15 protein-coding genes, 2 tRNA genes and 1 other RNA gene are annotated in these 17113 nt (G+C 54.1%); 9 read left to right on the top strand and 9 right to left on the bottom strand.

Annotation, left to right across the window (positions count from 1 at the left end):
- Positions 1–673: 673 nt before the first annotated feature.
- A tRNA-Thr gene (locus HMPREF1546_RS08385) sits at positions 674–749 on the top strand.
- Between the two features lie 151 nt (positions 750–900).
- Here the strand turns inward: HMPREF1546_RS08385 and HMPREF1546_RS19905 are convergent.
- The 4 genes from HMPREF1546_RS19905 to HMPREF1546_RS08400 form a co-directional block, all read right to left on the bottom strand.
- Positions 901–1044: an IS3 family transposase gene (locus HMPREF1546_RS19905; protein ID WP_021748667.1), complete on the bottom strand. Its 144-nt coding sequence runs from the start codon at positions 1042–1044 to the stop codon at positions 901–903.
- An 8-nt stretch (positions 1045–1052) separates the two neighbouring features.
- Positions 1053–1367: an IS3 family transposase gene (locus HMPREF1546_RS18310; protein ID WP_021748666.1), complete on the bottom strand. Its 315-nt coding sequence runs from the start codon at positions 1365–1367 to the stop codon at positions 1053–1055.
- On the bottom strand, positions 1364–1969 hold the full coding sequence (locus HMPREF1546_RS18315; protein WP_021748665.1) for an IS3 family transposase: 606 nt from the start codon (positions 1967–1969) through the stop codon (positions 1364–1366). Before HMPREF1546_RS18315 ends, HMPREF1546_RS18310 begins: the two co-directional genes overlap by 4 nt.
- A 440-nt stretch (positions 1970–2409) precedes the next feature.
- Positions 2410–3087 (bottom strand): Crp/Fnr family transcriptional regulator, encoded by a 678-nt coding sequence (locus HMPREF1546_RS08400; RefSeq protein ID WP_036629931.1) that lies wholly within the window; start codon positions 3085–3087, stop codon positions 2410–2412.
- Positions 3088–3397: 310 nt separating this feature from the next.
- On the opposite strand from HMPREF1546_RS08400, the gene HMPREF1546_RS08405 reads away from it, so the two are divergent.
- The 7 genes from HMPREF1546_RS08405 to HMPREF1546_RS08435 are packed head-to-tail and all read left to right on the top strand — an operon-like array spanning position 3398 to position 9595.
- Positions 3398–4519 carry a mandelate racemase/muconate lactonizing enzyme family protein gene (locus HMPREF1546_RS08405; RefSeq protein ID WP_287826431.1) on the top strand — a complete coding sequence of 374 codons (1122 nt, stop codon included), beginning with the start codon at positions 3398–3400 and terminating at the stop codon, positions 4517–4519.
- Positions 4520–4551: 32 nt separating this feature from the next.
- Positions 4552–5577, top strand: coding sequence for a TRAP transporter substrate-binding protein (locus HMPREF1546_RS08410; protein ID WP_021748661.1), 1026 nt, complete (start codon positions 4552–4554; stop codon positions 5575–5577).
- A gap of 57 nt (positions 5578–5634) precedes the next feature.
- A complete protein-coding gene (locus HMPREF1546_RS08415) occupies positions 5635–6156 on the top strand; it encodes a TRAP transporter small permease (protein ID WP_021748660.1) in 522 nt (173 codons plus the stop codon).
- Positions 6153–7439 (top strand): TRAP transporter large permease, encoded by a 1287-nt coding sequence (locus tag HMPREF1546_RS08420; protein WP_021748659.1) that lies wholly within the window; start codon positions 6153–6155, stop codon positions 7437–7439. The genes HMPREF1546_RS08415 and HMPREF1546_RS08420 overlap by 4 nt, the downstream gene beginning before the upstream one ends.
- A 24-nt stretch (positions 7440–7463) precedes the next feature.
- A complete protein-coding gene (locus tag HMPREF1546_RS08425; protein WP_021748658.1) occupies positions 7464–7874 on the top strand; it encodes a cupin domain-containing protein in 411 nt (136 codons plus the stop codon).
- A 22-nt stretch (positions 7875–7896) separates the two neighbouring features.
- Positions 7897–8664 carry an HpcH/HpaI aldolase/citrate lyase family protein gene (locus HMPREF1546_RS08430; RefSeq protein WP_021748657.1) on the top strand — a complete coding sequence of 256 codons (768 nt, stop codon included), beginning with the start codon at positions 7897–7899 and terminating at the stop codon, positions 8662–8664.
- A gap of 49 nt (positions 8665–8713) precedes the next feature.
- The gene (locus HMPREF1546_RS08435) at positions 8714–9595 is read left to right on the top strand and encodes a DUF6282 family protein (RefSeq protein WP_021748656.1); all 882 of its coding nucleotides are present in this window, start codon (positions 8714–8716) and stop codon (positions 9593–9595) included.
- 979 nt (positions 9596–10574) lie between these two features.
- Here HMPREF1546_RS08435 and HMPREF1546_RS08440 read toward each other — a convergent pair.
- From HMPREF1546_RS08440 to ffs, 4 genes are all read right to left on the bottom strand, one after another.
- Complete coding sequence (locus HMPREF1546_RS08440) at positions 10575–12365, bottom strand: DUF4127 family protein (RefSeq protein ID WP_036636740.1); 1791 nt, start codon at positions 12363–12365, stop codon at positions 10575–10577.
- Between the two features lie 265 nt (positions 12366–12630).
- Positions 12631–12999, bottom strand: coding sequence for a YbaB/EbfC family nucleoid-associated protein (locus HMPREF1546_RS08445; protein ID WP_025544956.1), 369 nt, complete (start codon positions 12997–12999; stop codon positions 12631–12633).
- A gap of 19 nt (positions 13000–13018) precedes the next feature.
- Entirely contained in the window at positions 13019–14713 is a 1695-nt protein-coding gene (gene dnaX, locus HMPREF1546_RS08450; RefSeq protein ID WP_036636742.1) for a DNA polymerase III subunit gamma/tau, read from the bottom strand.
- Positions 14714–14753: 40 nt separating this feature from the next.
- Positions 14754–14853: signal recognition particle sRNA small type (gene ffs, locus HMPREF1546_RS18325), an RNA gene on the bottom strand.
- A 435-nt stretch (positions 14854–15288) separates the two neighbouring features.
- Here ffs and HMPREF1546_RS08455 point away from each other — a divergent pair.
- Positions 15289–15364: transfer RNA gene (locus HMPREF1546_RS08455), tRNA-Ala, on the top strand.
- A 46-nt stretch (positions 15365–15410) separates the two neighbouring features.
- On the opposite strand, the gene HMPREF1546_RS08460 is transcribed toward HMPREF1546_RS08455, so the two are convergent.
- A complete protein-coding gene (locus HMPREF1546_RS08460; protein ID WP_051319992.1) occupies positions 15411–16934 on the bottom strand; it encodes a recombinase family protein in 1524 nt (507 codons plus the stop codon).
- Positions 16935–17113 lie beyond the last annotated feature (179 nt).

The raw sequence follows: 17113 nt of genomic DNA on the forward strand, positions 1-17113 counted from the left end.
GGCCGCGTCAGCGGCCGCCTGATTTATTGGAAAATGCATAACGAGCTTATGCAGGCTGCATCTGTAAAGCCAGATACCTTGCTTTTTGTGAAGGCGCAGCTCGGGTGGTCTTCATTTGCCGTTCACTTTTGGAAAAACAGGCAGGAGAGGCGGAGAACTTTTTGAAGGTAAAACATTATGTAAAGTTTAGACGCTTTTTTGGGCGGTGGAAAAGCGCAAAAAGAGAAGATGGTAAATTTATACAATTTACAAAAAAATATTGAAAATAAATAGAAAATTCGCGTGTGGAAAATCATGTGGAAAATGTGAATAACTCTTTGTAAAAAGAAATTATCAAATAAATTATGTAAATGCTGAAAAGAACGGAAGACTGCAAAAAGAAGGGAGTCAACAGAAAATAATGACAGAATTTGTCGAAGTTTCTTGGGAAAATCACAACAGAATTTCCTGTTGTAATGGGCGGAATTCGGGGGAAAAGCGTAGGAAATAGGCTAATCGCCTGAAAATATTTTGAAGGAATTCCTTCAAAATACAAAATGTAATATACAGGAATTGCCATGCAGAGAGTGTGGCAGGAAATCAAAAGAATCTGTTGACGTCCGTCAAAAAATATGATAAAATATATCCTGTTCTGGATGTGCCTTTCCAAAAACACCATGTCATGAATTGATAAGCTAATGTAGCTCAGTCGGTAGAGCAGCTGATTCGTAATCAGCAGGTCGTGTGTTCGAGTCACATCATTAGCTCCAAAAAGCACCTGAAATCTGTGGATTTCGGGTGCTTTTTGCTGTAAAAAATTGCATATTTCAGGCAGGTGAACTGCTCCCTGTCAAGTAGAGAAAGCAAGAAATAAAAACTATGCAGAGGATTCTATATCGTGTGGGATTTTCTGTATAGTTTTTATTTTGCTGAAGCTGCGATCAATTCCGACGGTGTCATACAGCCAATCTTTTTCTGGCACCGATCGTTGTTATAAAAATCAATATATGCGCAGATCGCCTCCCGCAGAGTTTCGTGATCCTCGAAATAATAGAGGTAATACATTTCTGTTTTCAGGATTCCTTAGAATCCTCCATTGGGGCGTTGCCAAGGTAGCGCCCCACACGGGACATGCTGTGGCATACCTCAGCGCGTTTCATTTCTTTTCGGAAGGAACGACTGGTATATTGGACGCCCCGGTCGCTGTGCAGCAGTGGTTTTGCGTCCGGATATTTCTGAAACGCTTGATCGAAGGTGTCCAGAACAAGAGGTGTATTATTGCGGCGGCTTAGGGAGAACGCAACGATATTCCTTCCGTACAGATCCGGCACAGCACTCAAGTACGCCTTGCTGATGGAGCCATATTTGAACTCTGTTACGTCAGTCACCCACTTCTCATTCTGCCGGTCTCATTCTGCCGGTCAGACGAAAACTCTCTGTTCAGGACATTTTCCGCGACGTATTCTGACGGAGTTTTCTTCTTATACAGCCGCTTTTTCTTCCTGCATACAGACCGCAGGCCAAGCACACGCATAAGACGGTAGATTCGTTTCAAGTTGTACTTTAACCCATACCGGCGATCCAAAATAATTTTCATCTGCCGGTATCCAGGAATGCCGCGCTGGGCTTGATAAATTTCGGTAATAAGCCCGGCCAGCTTCTCATCTTCTATTTGCTTTTGGCTCACGGTGCGGTTGAGGCATTTGTAATATACCCGGCCCTGCTGAAGCTTCCGATGCAGCACAGCCTCCATTTCCAGCTTAAGATTGACCGTTTTGAGCTGCTTATTCTCAGTAACCCAATCGGAAAGTTCTCTGGGGCATTTTCTCTCATGCCTCAGGCTGTTGATGCCTGCCGCATGATATTTCCGCACCCAGCTGTAGACCTGCTGGGATGTAAACCCAAAGAGAGCTGCTGTCAGGGCGTAGTCCCTGTCATGGGTGATGCAGAATTCCGCCGCCTGTTTCTCTTCTCCACTGATCTTGGCCATACACGTACCCTTCCTGGCTCCGACCGCGGGACGGAACTCTTTTTGGCCATTATACAACGAAACCCACTTCTCAAGCTGTGTTCTCGATCGAATCTACAGATATCCTCTTCACTCATCCGCCCGGACAAATAGACTTCTACCGCTTTGCACTTGATCTCATCGGAGTAGTGATGTTTTCCAGCCCAATGGCATAGACCTTCCGTGCCAAACATTTCATATTTTGTAGTGTGCTCCGGCTCACGTCAAATCTTGCTGCGGACTGATTGAGACTTTCCATTCCAATGAGACTGTGCTTTACCGCAATGATTTTTATTTCCAAACTCACGTAATTCACCACTAACATAAGAATGCTCTCCATCTGAAGTAGTTGAAGATTTTTACTCTCTGCTTGTCTACTCTATGGGGAGCATATCAGAAAATCAGCGAAAACAGGATTCAGGTTATCTCAAATAACTGGTTAATCGGAAAAGCTTTTCTTTGTCTAGGATTGTGACGGAGCCGCGGGAGGTTGAAACGATGTTCAAATCCCGCAGATTTCGGAATGCGCGCGCCACGTCCAGGCGGCTTTCGCCGATAATGTCTCCAATATCATCTTGAGTTAAAATAAGCCCGTTCTGGCGGTATACGTTATACAAAGAACTATTGGAGTACAAAAAATTACATACTTTTGTAAAAGCTCCGCAATTTGACAGAAAAAATGTCTCAAATTCATAGCGGTTATGCTGAAAAGCAATCCAATCATAATTTGCGGTGCGCAATGCGGCGGAGCTTTCAAACAGTTTGTGATACGTTGCCTGCTTCAGGCATATAGCGTCCACATCCGTCAGGGTCTGGGATTTGAAGTAGTCCTTGTAGACGAAGTTTTTTTCCGAAACCGGCAGACATAGGGAGTACGGGATCAGAGTACCGGGTCCAAAGATGCCGGTCACCTTTTCCGTACCGTTCTCGTGCACAAAAAAGTATTTGGAAAGGCCGTTGACCGTATAAAAAATATTCCGGATCTTATAGTCCGTGGGAATGGCTTCGCCCTTCCGGAAGTGGACCGGGACACCGCTCTGACGGAAGAGCTCTTCAAATTCCCCAAAATGAGAATCGTAGTATATGTCGGAAAGCTTCATGGTTTTCTCCTCCAAAACACTTGCAAAGATCTCGCAAAAATTTATGCACTATGTATCAAATGAGATATACACTTTGTAAGAAAGTCAGTATATTCCATAATGAAAGGAGGAACTTTCGGTGAAAAAAGCAAAATTCATCGAAGACAGAGTTCCTCCGGCCGTCAGAGGAAATATACCACAGGGATAGGGGATTTTCAAGCGGCCAAAAGTCTGGAAGGGGTGTGTTGCTTTTGTGAAAATTGAGAGTGTCGATATTTTCCTGCTGCGCCATAGCGGGCATTCGTATTCTGATTATCCGTTTCAGCCCGTTGTGTGCCGTATCAATACAGACGAGGGGATCTGCGGCTTCGGGGAAGCGGGGATCTCTATCGGGCCTGGTGAAAACGGTGTGGCGCATATGCTGAAGGACCTTTCGGAGATGATTTTGGGAAAGGATCCACTGGACAACGAGGTGATCTGGGAGGACCTTCACAATCGCCTTTACGGCCATCTCAGCGGCGGGGGCGTCGTGGTTTACTCCGCCATGAGCGCCATCGATATCGCTTTGCTGGATATCAAGGGAAAGGCGCTGGGTGTGCCCATCTACCGGCTTCTGGGCGGAAAGCATAACGCAGAGCTGCGCTGCTACCTGTCCCAGGCACAGACAGGGTACGGAGAGCAACTGGCGCCTCTGGGAAAAGCTGCAGAGTATGCGCAGACCTGCCGAAAGATCATGGCGGATGGCTTTAAGGCGGTGAAGATCAACTTCCTCTCTTATGACCGGCAGGGGAAAAAGATCCCCAGAATAGAGACGACCGGCCCGTTGACAGCGCAGCTACGGGAAATGCTGGAAGAGCGGCTGTGTGCGATTCGGGAAGAATGCGGGTACGGATTGGAGATCATCATGGAGAACCTGTGTGCTTCGGATGCTACCTCCGCCCGGGGAATCGCTGAGATCGCAAAAAAATACCGAGTGCTGTTCATCGAGGAGGCAACTGCTAATTTTAATCCGGAGCTCTACCGCGTGATCGCACAAAGTACATTTATTCCCCTCTCCGCCGGCGAGCGAGTCCATACAAGATGGGAATTTTACCAGCTCCTGCGGCACAACGCTGTGTCCGTGATACAGCCGGATATCTGCAATACGGGGGGATTGTCCGAGGCAAAGAAGATCTGCGACCTGGCACAGCTGTTTGATGTCAGAGTACAGGCACACGTGGCGGGCACTCCGCTGACGGAGGCGGCCGCCATGCACCTGGAAGCAGCCATTCCCAATTTCTTCTATCATGAGTATTTTTATATGTCTCTCAGACCCGAATGCCGCTCTTATGGGAAGTATATCTATGCGCCGCAAAACGGCATTCTTCGTCCGCCGGAACTCCCTGGCCTGGGACAGGAGCTTTCCGACCAGGCGATGGCAGAAGCTGTGGGGCGCTTGGTCGTAAAAAGATAACGATATGACTGGACGCGTAAAGGAGGATCACTATGAAAAAAATGCTATCTCTTATGCTGGCGATTTCCTGCATCCTGCTGACCTGCATCGGCTGCGGCGGTATGGAGACGGGGGATGCGGCCGGAGAAGGCGCCACCTCGGGTGAGACTGTTGTGTGGAAAATGGCCACACAGGATACCGCGGATTCCGCCAATGGCCTGGGCTGTGAAAAGTTTGCGGAACTGATCGCGGAAAAGACAGACGGGCGCTATCAGATCGAGGTCCATGCCAACGGCACCCTGACGACGCCAGCCGACAGCATTCAGGATATCCAGATGGGCACCATTGAGCTTTCTCTGGTCAACGTCTCCGTACTGACGGGCAGCGTGGAAGGCCTGGGCGTGTTTGATATGCCCATGCTGATCAAGGACAATGCGCAGGCGGACGCAGTGACACTGGACCATCTGGATTATTGGCAGGATATGATGGAGAAGGAAGGCGGCTTTTCGTGTCTGACCATTTTTGAGACCGGCTGGAGAACCATCACCAACAACAAGCGGGAGATCCGCAGCGCTGCGGACTGCGAGGGTTTGCGGATCCGCGTCATGCAGAACAACAACTATATCGATATCTGGCAGCGGCTGGGCTGCGACCCCGTTCCCATGGATATGGCGGAGGCGTTCACCGCCATGCAGCAAGGCGCCATTGATGGGCAGGACAACCCCGCCATTTTCTGCATCAGTAATAATATCCCGGAGGTCAACAAGTATTTCAGCCCCATCAACTATATTTACTCCTGCATCCCGGTTATTATGAACACTGCCGCCTGGGATTCCCTAAGCTCTGAGGATCAGGAGATTTTTGCCGAGTGTGCCTATGAGGCGGCGGTTTATCAGCGAGAGGCCGCTCGCCAGCAGGAGCAGGAGGCTTACGCAGAGATGGAAGAGAAGGGCGTCACGATCACGTACGACGTGGATCGGGAATCCTTCCAGAGGATCCTGCAGCCCATGGTGGAAGAAAACTATGACAAGTATGCGGATTCTATCGATCTGATCAATTCCTGCGCGGAGGCGGCGTAACCGTTGACAGCTTCGAGGGCGGGGCGCTGGGCTCCGCCCCCTGGAAAAGGAGGGGTGATGATGAGAAGTGAAAATGTGATTGGTCGGATTATGCGGGTAATTTCGATTGCGATTTCCGTCATGCTTGTGGTGATTGTTCTGGTGATCTGTGCCCAGACTTTTTTTCGCTACGTAGTGTTCAAAAGTCTCTCCTGGTCGGAAGAGGTGTCCCGATTTTTATTTGCAATTTTGGTGTCCTGGGGCATTTGCATAGGAATCCAGAGGGATTCACTTATTCGCGTGGATATCATTGATAAAAAATTTTCTCCCAAAGCGATGGGGATTTTCAGAATCCTTTATGCACTCTCTGGCGTGTTTGTCTGTGCGGTGCTTACCATATACAGCAAAACACAGATCGCGCTGGGGTGGACACGTAGCAGCGACGCGCTGCAGATTCCCATGGCATGGATCTATATCGCGATGGAGATTGGATATGTTCTGGCGCTGTTGTCGGCCATTTTAAAGCTTCTGCAAGAAATTTTATCCTACTGCAGAATGTGGCGGGCAGATAAGCCTATGAAAGGAGGCGATTCTCTGTGAGCACGCCGATTATTCTTCTCTTAGTTATTATGGTGGGCGGGATTTTGCTGGGGTTTCCTATCGTATGGGCGATGATGAGCGGATGCATCGCCTGCCTGATGCTGGAGCCGAATTTGGTTTTGACGATCGTGCCCCAGAAGGTGTTCCTGGGCCTGAACAACTTTGCATTTTTGGCAATCCCCTGCTTCCTTCTGTGCGGAGATATCATGGCCCGGGGCGGTCTTTCCAGGCGCCTTTGTGATTTCTGCAATGCCCTGGTGGGCTGGCTGAAAGGCGGACTTTCCATCGTGGCCATTATTGCCTGTGCTATTTTTGCGGCGATCTCCGGCTCCGCTGTTGCTACTACAGCGGCGATTGGAGGTATCATGCATCCGGAGATGGTGAAACGGGGATATTCCAGTCCCTATTCCGCGGCGCTGCCTGCGGTAGCCGGGACTTTGGGCATCATTATTCCGCCCAGCATTGTGTTCGTGATCTATGGAAATATTACCGGGACATCTATTTCTCAGCTGCTGATGGCAGGCGTGGTCCCCGGTGTGCTCTGCGCGGCGGCGCTGTGCGTTTTGGCGTATATCATCGCCAGAAGGCGCAGCTATGAAGTTGACCAGATGTTTTCCTGGCGGGGACTGGGGCAATCCTTCCTGCGCTCCGTTTTTGCGCTGCTGATGCCGCTGATCATCCTGGGCGGTATATACGCAGGCATCTGCACGCCCACGGAGTCCTCGGCCATCGCCTGCCTCTATGGTGCCATCGTATGCTTTGTGGCCTACCATGACCTTACCTTCAAGAGCTTCTGCAAAGTTCTGGAAAGCACGGCTGTCAGTGTTTCCACGCTGATGCTACTGGTGGTAACAGCCCAGGTGGTGGGATTTCTGTTCACCTATTACAGCATCCCCACCACAGTAGCAAACTTTTTCCTGGAGCATGTGGCCAGCAAGACGGGCTTTATCCTCATCACCATCGCAATTATGGTGCTCTGTGGCATGTTCCTAGATACCTCTGCCAACAATCTGATCCTGGGCCCGATTTTCTCGCCCATTGCCGCCATGTATGGCATGGACCCGGTTCACTTTGGCCTGATCTTTGTATTCCTGCTGGCTCTTGGACAGGCTACTCCGCCTTTCGGTACCTGCCTCTTTGTGAGCTGCACTTTGAATAACGACACGTTCTCCGATGTGGTGAGGGAAAGCTTCCCCTTTATGATCACGGAGTTGGCCTGTATCATCCTGTTTGCCTTTGTGCCCGGACTGAGCACCTGGCTACCCGGCATGATGCAGGGATAAAGATTTCATGTGAGGTGTGTGAATATGAGTTTTGCAGCAAATGTGCAGAATTGGAATGACTGTGTGTGGACGGACGTGCGGGAGAAGATGCGCGTTCTGGCATATCAGGGAGAGAACCTGACTGCCACGCTGACGGAGGTCTCCGCCGGCCATACTCCCGGGCCACACCGGCACATATACGAACAGCTCGTGCTGATCCTCCAGGGTGAATGCGACTTTTTCATCGATGGCACGCCATACCATCTGATGCCTGGGTGTTTGGTAGACATCCCGGCGAATATCGAGCATTATATCGTGGCCAAAGGAGAGGTGCCCGTGCTCAATCTGGATGTGTTTGCACCGCGACGCCCTGAACGCGAGGAGAGCCGCCGCGCTCAGACGCCCCGGGAGAGGGCGGCGATCCCGCTGTTTGAAGAGCAGAACGCGGAAATGTGACAAAGGAGCGTCTGCCGTGGAAATGCATAATTGGATTTTTGAGAAGTTGCAAAAAAAAACGTTCCTCATAGGAGCGTTCTGTGCGTCATGCGATGCCAATCTGGTGGAGATCCTGGGCCTCAACGGGATCGATTTCGTGGTGCTCGATATGGAACATTCGCCCCTGGATCTGGAGAACATGGTACATATGATCCGGGCGGCGGAAATGTATCAGGTGGTCCCAATTGTCCGAGTTTATACGCCGGAGGGAAAACTGATACGCCGCATCCTGGATATCGGAGCCCACGGGATCATGGTCCCTCTGGTGGACAGCAGGGAAGAGACGATGGAGATTCTGGATGCAGTGAAGTATCCGCCTCTTGGGAAGCGGGGTATGAACTACGGACGGGGTCCCCGCTGGGGAGAATATGAGAACTATGTCCAGCAGGCCAATGAGGCTCTTTCAACATTTGTGCAGTGTGAAACGGCTGAGGGGGTTCGCAGTATTAAGGAGATCACCGCTGTACCGGGCCTGACAGGCGTTTTTATCGGGAGCGCAGACTTGTCCATGAGCCTAGGCCATCCCCAGGATCTGCATCATCCCGAAGTGGACGGGGCCTTTCACCGGGTTTTGACAGCCTGCAAAAAACAGGGGATCCTGGCTGGGATTGCCACGTCCTCCATGCAGGAGGCGGTGCTCAGGATTCAGGAGGGCTTTCAGATCGTCACCGTCATGAACGACCTTGTTTTTTTCAAACAGCAGAGCAAGCGCTATTTCAGAGGGATCGCTCACGAGTGTGCCGGTATGTGACTGGGCCATTTCAAACGCGGAAAAGCAGTGAGACAAGGAGGAAGTATTTGTGTTGGAATCTCGCCTTTTGCAGGGGTGCTGCGATATCCATCTGCATGTTGCGCCGTCGCTGATACCCCGCTCCGCCGACATCGTAACAGTTGCCCGTCAGGCGGAAGCTGCGGGTTACAGGGCGATCGTCATCAAGGATCACCACTATAATTCGGCGCCGGCGTGCGACCAGATCCAGCGGTACTTATTTAACGGATCTCCGTTGCGGATATTCGGAAGCATCGCCCTGAACAACTCGGTGGGCGGAGTCAATCCATACGTGGTGGAGGCTGCCATCAATTTCGGGGTCAAAATCGTCTGGCTGCCCACGGTTTCTGCGCGGCAGCACATGGAATTCCACAAAGCGGGAGGAGCATTTCCCTCGACCCGGGTGGCGCTTCAAGAGCGGCCGATCACACTGACGGATGAAAAGGGAGATCTCAAGCAAGAAGTCCGCGATGTGATCCATCTGGTGGCCCAGGCGCCGGATGTGGTTTTGGCGACCGGGCACGCCAACGCGGCGGAGATCGAAAAGGTTGTGGAAGAGGCTGTCAGCAGCGGAGTCAAGAAGATCCTTGTTGATCATCCCACGTTTGGGTTGGGAGCAAATTTGGAGCAGGTAAAGTGCTGGGCCTCTTTGGGGTGTTGGATTGAACATTGTGGAACGATTTCGGCCCCAGAAATGGGGGAAAAGGGAACAGCTATTTCTGCAATTGCCGACTATATCCGTGAAATTGGCGTAGACCATACGATCCTTTCGTCTGATTATGGACAGGCGAAGTTTGGAAACTGCATTGAGGGTATGAGTCGGTACCTGCAAGCATTGGCTAATACCGGTTTTACCCAGGAAGAAATTCATAAGATGAGTGGAGAAAATCCTGGTAAACTGCTTTCCTTGTAAATGCAATCAAGCTCTGCATTATTGAATTGCAAAGTAAAGGAACGGCACAGAGAAGCATTTGTGTTGAAATTTATGAAAACCGGGTAAAAGATAAGTCGAACGGTAGCAGAGGTTATTATGCCGCTTCGCCTAATGCTCTCGGCAAGCTACTGCATATCCTCGTCCATTAAAACCTTGAACGGGTGGCCTGGAATCTCGTCAATCTACGATAAGGGAATATCTCTGATTTTACTCAGCTTTGCGTCTGCACGGCTTTCATCTGCCTGAAAAAGGTCATCGTAAGCGGTCAGTTTGATTTTGGTTTCTTTGCTTCTCGCTGATCTCCGCCTCGGTCCTTCCCGAATCCTTGAATCGTAAGATGACCGCCTGACCCACTACCCGGAAAATCGGGGCGGAGACATTGGGGGGAAGAGGGCTAAACGGAATCTCCCACCCAGCAGAAAGCGCCCAAGAGGGCCTAAAACGGCACATGGGGCGCTTGGCCTACACTTTGTAATCAGCAGGTCGTGTGTTCGAGTCACATCATTAGCTCCAAAAGAAGCCCTGAGGTCCAACGGCCTTGAGGCTTCTCTTTTTCTGGAAATGTTGTATAACGGTGGTAATGTGGTAGCAACTGTCATTTTAGCTTGTGCATCTCCGGCTGGAGGCGGCCCGGATCGTTGTTATTGATGAGCGCAGAACCTGTGCTGCCTAAGGCATCTGTGCGCACTGGCGGCAGGCCGGGGCTGGTGAACGAGAACCCCGACCATGTGCGGCCTGCATACTGCCAGAGGGCCTCTCGGAAGGAGGATGCCCCTGTGAGCAGCTGGAGCAGAGAAGTTCAAAACGCAAAGAGGAGACGGAAAACCGTGTGGCTTCCTTCGAGCGAAAGAGGGCCCCGGTGCGGAATCCGCACCGGGGCCCATGAGGTTTTCAATGTCCGTTTCGACCGGAAGCTCCACGGCTTTGCGCGTGCTTCCTGCCGCGCTCCGCCGGGACCTTACTTATAATAAATTCCCAATAGCGCCTTGTGAGGCTCTGTGAATGCCCCCAGCCGGATCTCCATGCTGATCTCGAAGGCCCGGTCCCAGGGGAAGCCGTATCCCGTCAGCTCCACGCCGCCCCAGCCCCGCTCGGCATACTCCCGGGTGGAGGAAAGGGAAGAGATGAAGTTGCTCCGCTCCAGGTTTTCGATCACCGGGGCCACGGCCACTGCCATGCCGGCCTCCAGCCGCTCCAGGATGGCCACCCGGTCGATGTCCGGCATCCAGAAGTTGTCGGCATTGCCCGACAGGTCGTTCCGGACAAAGCTCAGAATGTCGTTGCGCACGATGTTCTTGTAGCAGAAGTCCTTCAGAATGCTGTCCGCCAAGGTCCGGACAAATGCCTGTTCTGTGGCATCTGTTTGCTTACCGTGCTGGAGGAAGGCATACCGGGCCACACCATGGCTCAGGGCCGTGCCGGTGACGATGGCCATATCCAGAAAGCCCGCATAGCTCAAAAGCCAGCCAAGCTCTGCCTGATCTGTCAGCGCCTTATGGAAGGCGGTCCCGTAGGTGCCGTTTCCCGCGTCGATGAGGATGGTAGGCAGCCCGGCAGCCCGGTTGTCGTTCAGACACTGGACCAGTGCGTTGATATACGTCTCCTGGGCTGCCGGGTCTGCCGGCTGGGTCAGCACCAGCATTGCCAGTTCCTCGCCGCCGGGTTCCGCCATCGTCAGGTCGAAAAAGTCGAAGTGCTCTGCCACGATGGCCTCCAGAGGCTGGTAGTCATAGGCGCAGGCGGGTTGGTCCTCAGTACCGCCGAAATACTGGACGGACACCGCAGCACCTTCCCAGCCGTACTCCTCCAGGCAGAGCTTCGTCACCGCCTTAAAGGCCAGGTCGTCCACACCGGAGAGCAGGGCGTCCCCTTGGCGCAGCTGCGCCCGGAGATAGGCGATCTCGTTTTTCTGGATGCTGTCCTCCTCCGAGGAGTCGTCGATGCCGATCAATACCCGGAACTGCCCGTCCGCCGTCTCCTCCAGAGCTTGGAACATGGCGTCGCTAAGCCGCAGCTTCCGCTCCCGGGAGGCCAGATAGTTCTCCACGGCTCCCTCCGGCAGCGGCTCCTCCGCCTCCACCGGGACGGGGGTTCCGTCCGCCCCCAGGGGGTAGTCCGCCACAATGTTCCCGATGGTCAGATCCGTGCCCTCCAGGTGGGGACGGGGTGCCATGCCGTAAGTCCGCAGGGCATTGTACTCGTTGAGGCCGAACCCGCCGTAGCCGGTGGTGGCCGCCAGCCGCATGACTGTGTCCAGCAACCAGATCCGGTTGTTCTCATCCGCTGCCAGCAGGTCGATCACCGCCGTCAGCAGCTCCGCTTCCACCAGTGTCTCTCCGGAGGAAAGCGTCACCGGGTTCTCCCCAGTCATAGCCCGGGAGCTGACCAGCCCGCCGGAGAGCAGCTGATCCAGGGACAGGATGTACCGGTCACACCCGGCGGCCTCCTGCTTAGCCACCCACTCGTACAGTGCTCCCCGGTCCCCGTACTGGGTCCCGTTCTCATTCGGGGGCTGGCCGTCCAGCCGGGTGCGGTACAGGTCCCGCTCCGGCATGGCCAACTCGTAGCCCAAGGATTCCGCCAGGTATACCACCCGCTCGGCGTTGTCTGGCCGGTCATCCAGAGGTACGTAGGCGATCACCGGCGCACCGGCCTGGGGGGTCTCCTGTTCCACAGGCTCCGTCCGCACCGGCCCGCACCCTGCCAGAAGCGTACAGGCCAGCGCCGCTGCCAACATCCGTCTTCTCATGGTATGTTCTCCTGTTTCCAAAAGAGCGGAGCCATCGGCTCCGCTCCATCTGTTCTGTCCTGCCCCACACTCTCGGGACGGGAAAAGGGGCAGGGGAAAACCTTCGGTTTTCCCCAGTTGATCTGCCTCCGGCAGCTCAAGAATCTGAAACCATTTTCGGCAGGATATGCGCCTGCCGAAAATACATGGACTCAGCCGCCTTGGGCGGCGTCTCCAGTGACCGCCGTGGTGGCTCGGAGGGGAGCCTACTCCCCTCCGAATTCCCTCACAGTCCGAATGCTCCCAGGTCCAACCCACCGGTGGCCTGCTCGATGCTCTTGTCCATGGCCTCCCCGGCCTGGCGCAGGGCCTCATTTACAGCGGATACCACCAGATCCTGGAGCATCTCCACATCCTCCGGGTCCACGGCCTCCGGTTTGATGGTAACGGCCAGCACTTCCTTTTTGCCGTTGACCTTGGCCTCTACCACGCCGCCTCCCACGCTGGCGGTGAACTCCTGGGCCTCTACGGCCTCCTGGGCCGCATTCACCTGCTCCTGCATCTGCTGGATGCGGGCCTGCATCTCCGCCTGGCGCTGAGCGCCGGTCATCTTCATGCTGCCGTTGGTAAATCCACGGCGTGCGCTGTATCCCATAACTGGTCTCTCCTTTGTATTACTTGATCTCGATATTATCGAACTGACTGCCGAATTTCAGCAGGTTCTGCAGATTTTCCCGGGGCGTGGCCTTGGGGGGCTCTCCCACCTGAAAGACCAGGCGCACCGTCACGCCGCCGCTGGCGGCTTCCTCCATCAGGGCATTTCGCACCCGGTCATTGTCCAGACGTCCCAAGGTAATGTCATCCGGGGCATAAACCGTCAGCAGGCCGCCCTCCAGAACACCTGTGCACATATCCAGAAACACCCGGTACATAGGCGGCAGGCGGCCCTTGCAACCCTCTGCCAGCGCCCGCCACCAACTGCCCCCCACAGCGGATGCCGCAGCAGGGGAGGGGGCGGCGGGCTGCGCCTCCGGTACGTCGAACACCCGCGCTCCGGGCTCCTCCGGCAGAGGCGGCTCCTCGGGAAGCGGAGGGCGCTCCTCCCGTGCCGGCAGTTCTTCCCGAGGTGGGGCATCCTCCGGCGCAGGTGCCGGGGGCGGTACGGGGCTGGAGGACGGCTTCACCGTGCCGCCGCTTTCTGCGGCGGCCGCCCGCAGAAGCTGCCCCCGTTGGGCACTGTCTTCCAGCCGCTGGACCCGGGCCTCCAGGGCCGTCAGGTCCCCGGAGAGGGACTCGTCGCACAGCCGCAGGAGGCAGAGCTCCGCATCCGTGCGGCGGTTGGAGCTGTAATAGAGGTCCGCCGTGGCCCTTTGCAGCGTAGTGGCCAAGTAGATCAGCCGGGTAGCGGGAATCTCCCTGCCCAGCCTGTCCAGCGTGGCGCTGTCATAGCCGCCGGAGAGCAGGGCTGCCCCCCCCTCCGGCGCTGTACGCCGCAGCAGCAGGTCCCGGACCAGCGTGCTGAGCTCACCCAGCACCGCGCCTACATCCTTGCCACCCTGGTACAGCTGGTCCAGCTGCAGCAGGGCGCCCTTGGCGTCCCGGCTCAGAATAAACTCCATCAGCTGGGCCGTCTGCAGGTTTCCCGCCAGGCCCAGCGCCTCCAGCACGGCCCGGCTGTCCACGGTCCCGCCTACGGCGGCACACTGGTCCAAAAGGCTCAGGCCGTCCCGCAGAGCGCCGTCCGCCAGACGGCTCAACAGCTCCGCGCCATCCGCCGTCAGGTCGATCTGCTCCTGTCCGGCCACATACAGCAGCCGCGCCGCGATGTCCTGAGGCGTGATGCGCTTGAAGGAAAACCGCTGGCACCTAGAGAGGATGGTGGCGGGCACCTTGTGGAGCTCCGTAGTGGCCAGAATGAACATCAGGTGCTCCGGCGGCTCCTCCAGAATCTTCAGCAGAGCATTGAAGGCCGGGGTGGAGAGCATGTGGACCTCGTCCACGATGTACACCCGCTTCTTCACATTGGCCGGGGCGTAGATGGCTTCGTCCCGTAAGGCCCGCACCTGGTCGACACCGTTGTTGGAGGCAGCGTCCAGCTCCAGTACATCCAGAAAACTGCCGTTTTCGATGCCCACGCAGGAGGGGCACTGGCAGCAGGGATCGCCGTCCATCGGGTGCTCGCAGTTGACGGCCTTGGCCAAGATTTTGGCACAGGTGGTCTTGCCGGTGCCCCGGGTGCCTGTGAAGAGGTACGCATGGGAGGTGCGGCCCTCCGCCACCTGCTTACGCAGAGTCTGGGTGATGTGGGACTGGCCGATGACATCCGAAAACGTTTTGGGCCGCCATTTGCGGTACAGGGCCTGATACAAGAAATCACCTCCAAGCGAAAAAAGTCCTCCGCATGCAGCTGCGGAACCGGCGCCCTCGCGGCACATGGAACATCCCGCTTAATGCTGCTCGGTTCCCCGCCTGACATGATTCGCGGGCATCCATTGCGCGAGACCGGCTCCGCAGCTGCATGCGGAGGACTGTAACGTTATAGCTTATTTATTTTACTATATCCTCTGCAAATTGGCAACAAAAAATTTTCCGCTTTCTGAAAAAAATAGTCTTTACAACAGAGAAAATTATGGTATAATATTATCTGCCGTTGCATGACAGGGATGATGGACTCATAGTTCAACGGGGAGGGCGCTGCGTTTGCAGCCATATAAAACTACATCCCGCAGCGCTGGTTCTCTTCCCATTCACTAGTCTGGTTTTCCGTGATTTCTCCTCAAAACCGAATATCTCAAAAATCTGTTTTTCATAACTTTTTTGATTGAAAAATGGCCGATTTGGGCTCGTAGCTCAGCTGGGAGCGCAAAGGGTTCGGTTTTCTGCCACATCTATTATAATTTCATATTGCTTTATTCTTCTGTTCCGCTTTGGGAACTGTTGATTTGGGCCTATAGCTCAGCTGGGAGAGCGTACGGTTCGCATCCGTAAGGTCGTCGGTTCGATCCCGATTAGGTCCACCACACTCGGGAGATCTCGTTTTGAGATCTCCCGAGTTTTTTCATGCTTTCAGGATGCACGATAGTACACACTCTTGTCCCCTTCCGGATGCAGGAAGTCGAAGAACTGTGTGACACTGATTTTGAATTCTACTTCGATTTCAAAGTTCCTCCCGATATTCACCCGCTCAATGAGCTGCCGAAGGATCATCTTCTTTCCCTCGATACTACTCCCCGCATACAGGTCGGCCCAGGACATAATCTTGTCATACTCCTTTTGGACGGCAACGGCGGAGCGCTTCAGATCAGCCGCTTTTTCCTTGGCCTGTTCCAATTCCTGTGCCAGCGCCGCCAGTTTGCTTCGGGTGTCCTCTATCATCTCGCCGAGGATGTCCGCTCCAAAACTGCCAGTCCCATTGATGGTTTTGATGATCTCTTTCTTGTAGCTCTCCAGCTCCCGTTCTGCGGCGGCATGGAGTTTCTCCAGATTCGCCACCGAACTGTTTGCCAGTTGGAGCTCTTTTTCCCGCTGCTTTTGAATGAGCTGGCTCCTGGGTGCAGTCTTCATCCGCTCAAAGAGTTGGATGACGATCTTATCAATAATGCCGTCCAGTTTCTCACCGGAGTATCCGGTCTGACCGTCACAGTCCTGAGGATGGCGAATCTTGTAATGGCAGGCGTAGCGGATATGGGTTTCCCGTTTGGGCTCACCCTTGGCTCGTCTGCCGCTGCTGGTGGTCAGCACCAACTTGGAACCGCAGTGGGCGCAGTAGACCATCCCGGAGAGCAGCGCCTTCCCCTTGGAGTTAAAGGGCACCTCATTGTGGTGCATTGTCCTGGCCTCCATCAACTCCTGTGCCCGCTCATACAGATCCAGTGGAACGATTTGCAGCTCCGGAAAGATTTCTGAGCGTGTTTCCCCACTGCGCAGAATGCCCACATACATGATGTTCTTCAGCATTTTGATGATGGTGGTATTGGCGAAGTTGGTTCCCTTTCGATTGAGATAGCCGTTGTTATACAGCCACCGGGACAACCGCTGTGCGCCGAACCCCTCATAGACATATTTTTCAAAGATGATGCGCACCACCGCAGCTTCATCCGGGTCAACCAGAATTTCGTTGACTTCATGATTCTTTTTATTGAAGCGCCCCTGCTTTTCCAGGCGGTATCCATAGGGAACGATCCCGCCGCGGAACCTCCCCTCCTGCACGATTTGAGACAGACGTGTCTTTGTTCGGGCGGAGGTTTTGAGGCTCTCACCGGAAGCCTGCCAGTAACGGATATAGTTCAGCAGTTTGTCGATATGATCATCCATCTTCTGCTGCCCTTCCATTGCGCTCCACACTTCGATTCCGTTGCGGATGAACCACTCCACCACGAAGGGCGTCTCATCATCTCTCCGCCCCAGGCGGTCGAACATGAACACCAGCAGGATGTCAAACTTTCGTCCCTCGGCATCCTGACGGATCTCCTGAATCGCGTCGCGGTCAGCAGCAGCCACCTTGAAACCCGAGACACCTTTTTCCGCAAATTCTTTGATGATCGTCCATCCCTGGCTCTCCGCAAATTCACGGCAGTATTGTTTCTGCATCGGGATATCATCTTTTTCTACCTGTCCTTTGGTAGAGACTCGATAGAGGCAATATACTCGCTTGTTTTTTTCCATGATTGCACCTTGTCCTTTCTGGTGTAGGACTGCGGTGCATATGGTTTGCTCAGATTAAATTGTCAAGGTTCATATGCACACACAGTATCCCACACCACTGGTAA

Origin of the sequence: Oscillibacter sp. KLE 1745 (assembly GCF_000469445.2) — a bacterium.
GTDB classification, from domain to species: Bacteria; Bacillota; Clostridia; order Oscillospirales; family Oscillospiraceae; genus Oscillibacter; species Oscillibacter welbionis.

Excerpts from the sequence above, each read along its gene's own strand:
- HMPREF1546_RS08400 (WP_036629931.1), bottom strand. The coding sequence starts at position 3,087 with ATGAAGCTTTCCGACATATACTACGATTCTCATTTTGGGGAATTTGAA.
- HMPREF1546_RS08445 (WP_025544956.1), bottom strand. The coding sequence starts at position 12,999 with ATGGGATACAGCGCACGCCGTGGATTTACCAACGGCAGCATGAAGATG.
- HMPREF1546_RS08430 (WP_021748657.1), top strand. The coding sequence starts at position 7,897 with ATGCATAATTGGATTTTTGAGAAGTTGCAAAAAAAAACGTTCCTCATA.
- HMPREF1546_RS08440 (WP_036636740.1), bottom strand. The coding sequence starts at position 12,365 with ATGAGAAGACGGATGTTGGCAGCGGCGCTGGCCTGTACGCTTCTGGCA.
- HMPREF1546_RS08460 (WP_051319992.1), bottom strand. The coding sequence starts at position 16,934 with ATGCAGAAACAATACTGCCGTGAATTTGCGGAGAGCCAGGGATGGACG.
- HMPREF1546_RS19905 (WP_021748667.1), bottom strand. The coding sequence starts at position 1,044 with ATGTATTACCTCTATTATTTCGAGGATCACGAAACTCTGCGGGAGGCG.
- HMPREF1546_RS08410 (WP_021748661.1), top strand. The coding sequence starts at position 4,552 with ATGAAAAAAATGCTATCTCTTATGCTGGCGATTTCCTGCATCCTGCTG.
- HMPREF1546_RS08425 (WP_021748658.1), top strand. The coding sequence starts at position 7,464 with ATGAGTTTTGCAGCAAATGTGCAGAATTGGAATGACTGTGTGTGGACG.
- HMPREF1546_RS08415 (WP_021748660.1), top strand. The coding sequence starts at position 5,635 with ATGATGAGAAGTGAAAATGTGATTGGTCGGATTATGCGGGTAATTTCG.
- HMPREF1546_RS18315 (WP_021748665.1), bottom strand. The coding sequence starts at position 1,969 with ATGGCCAAGATCAGTGGAGAAGAGAAACAGGCGGCGGAATTCTGCATC.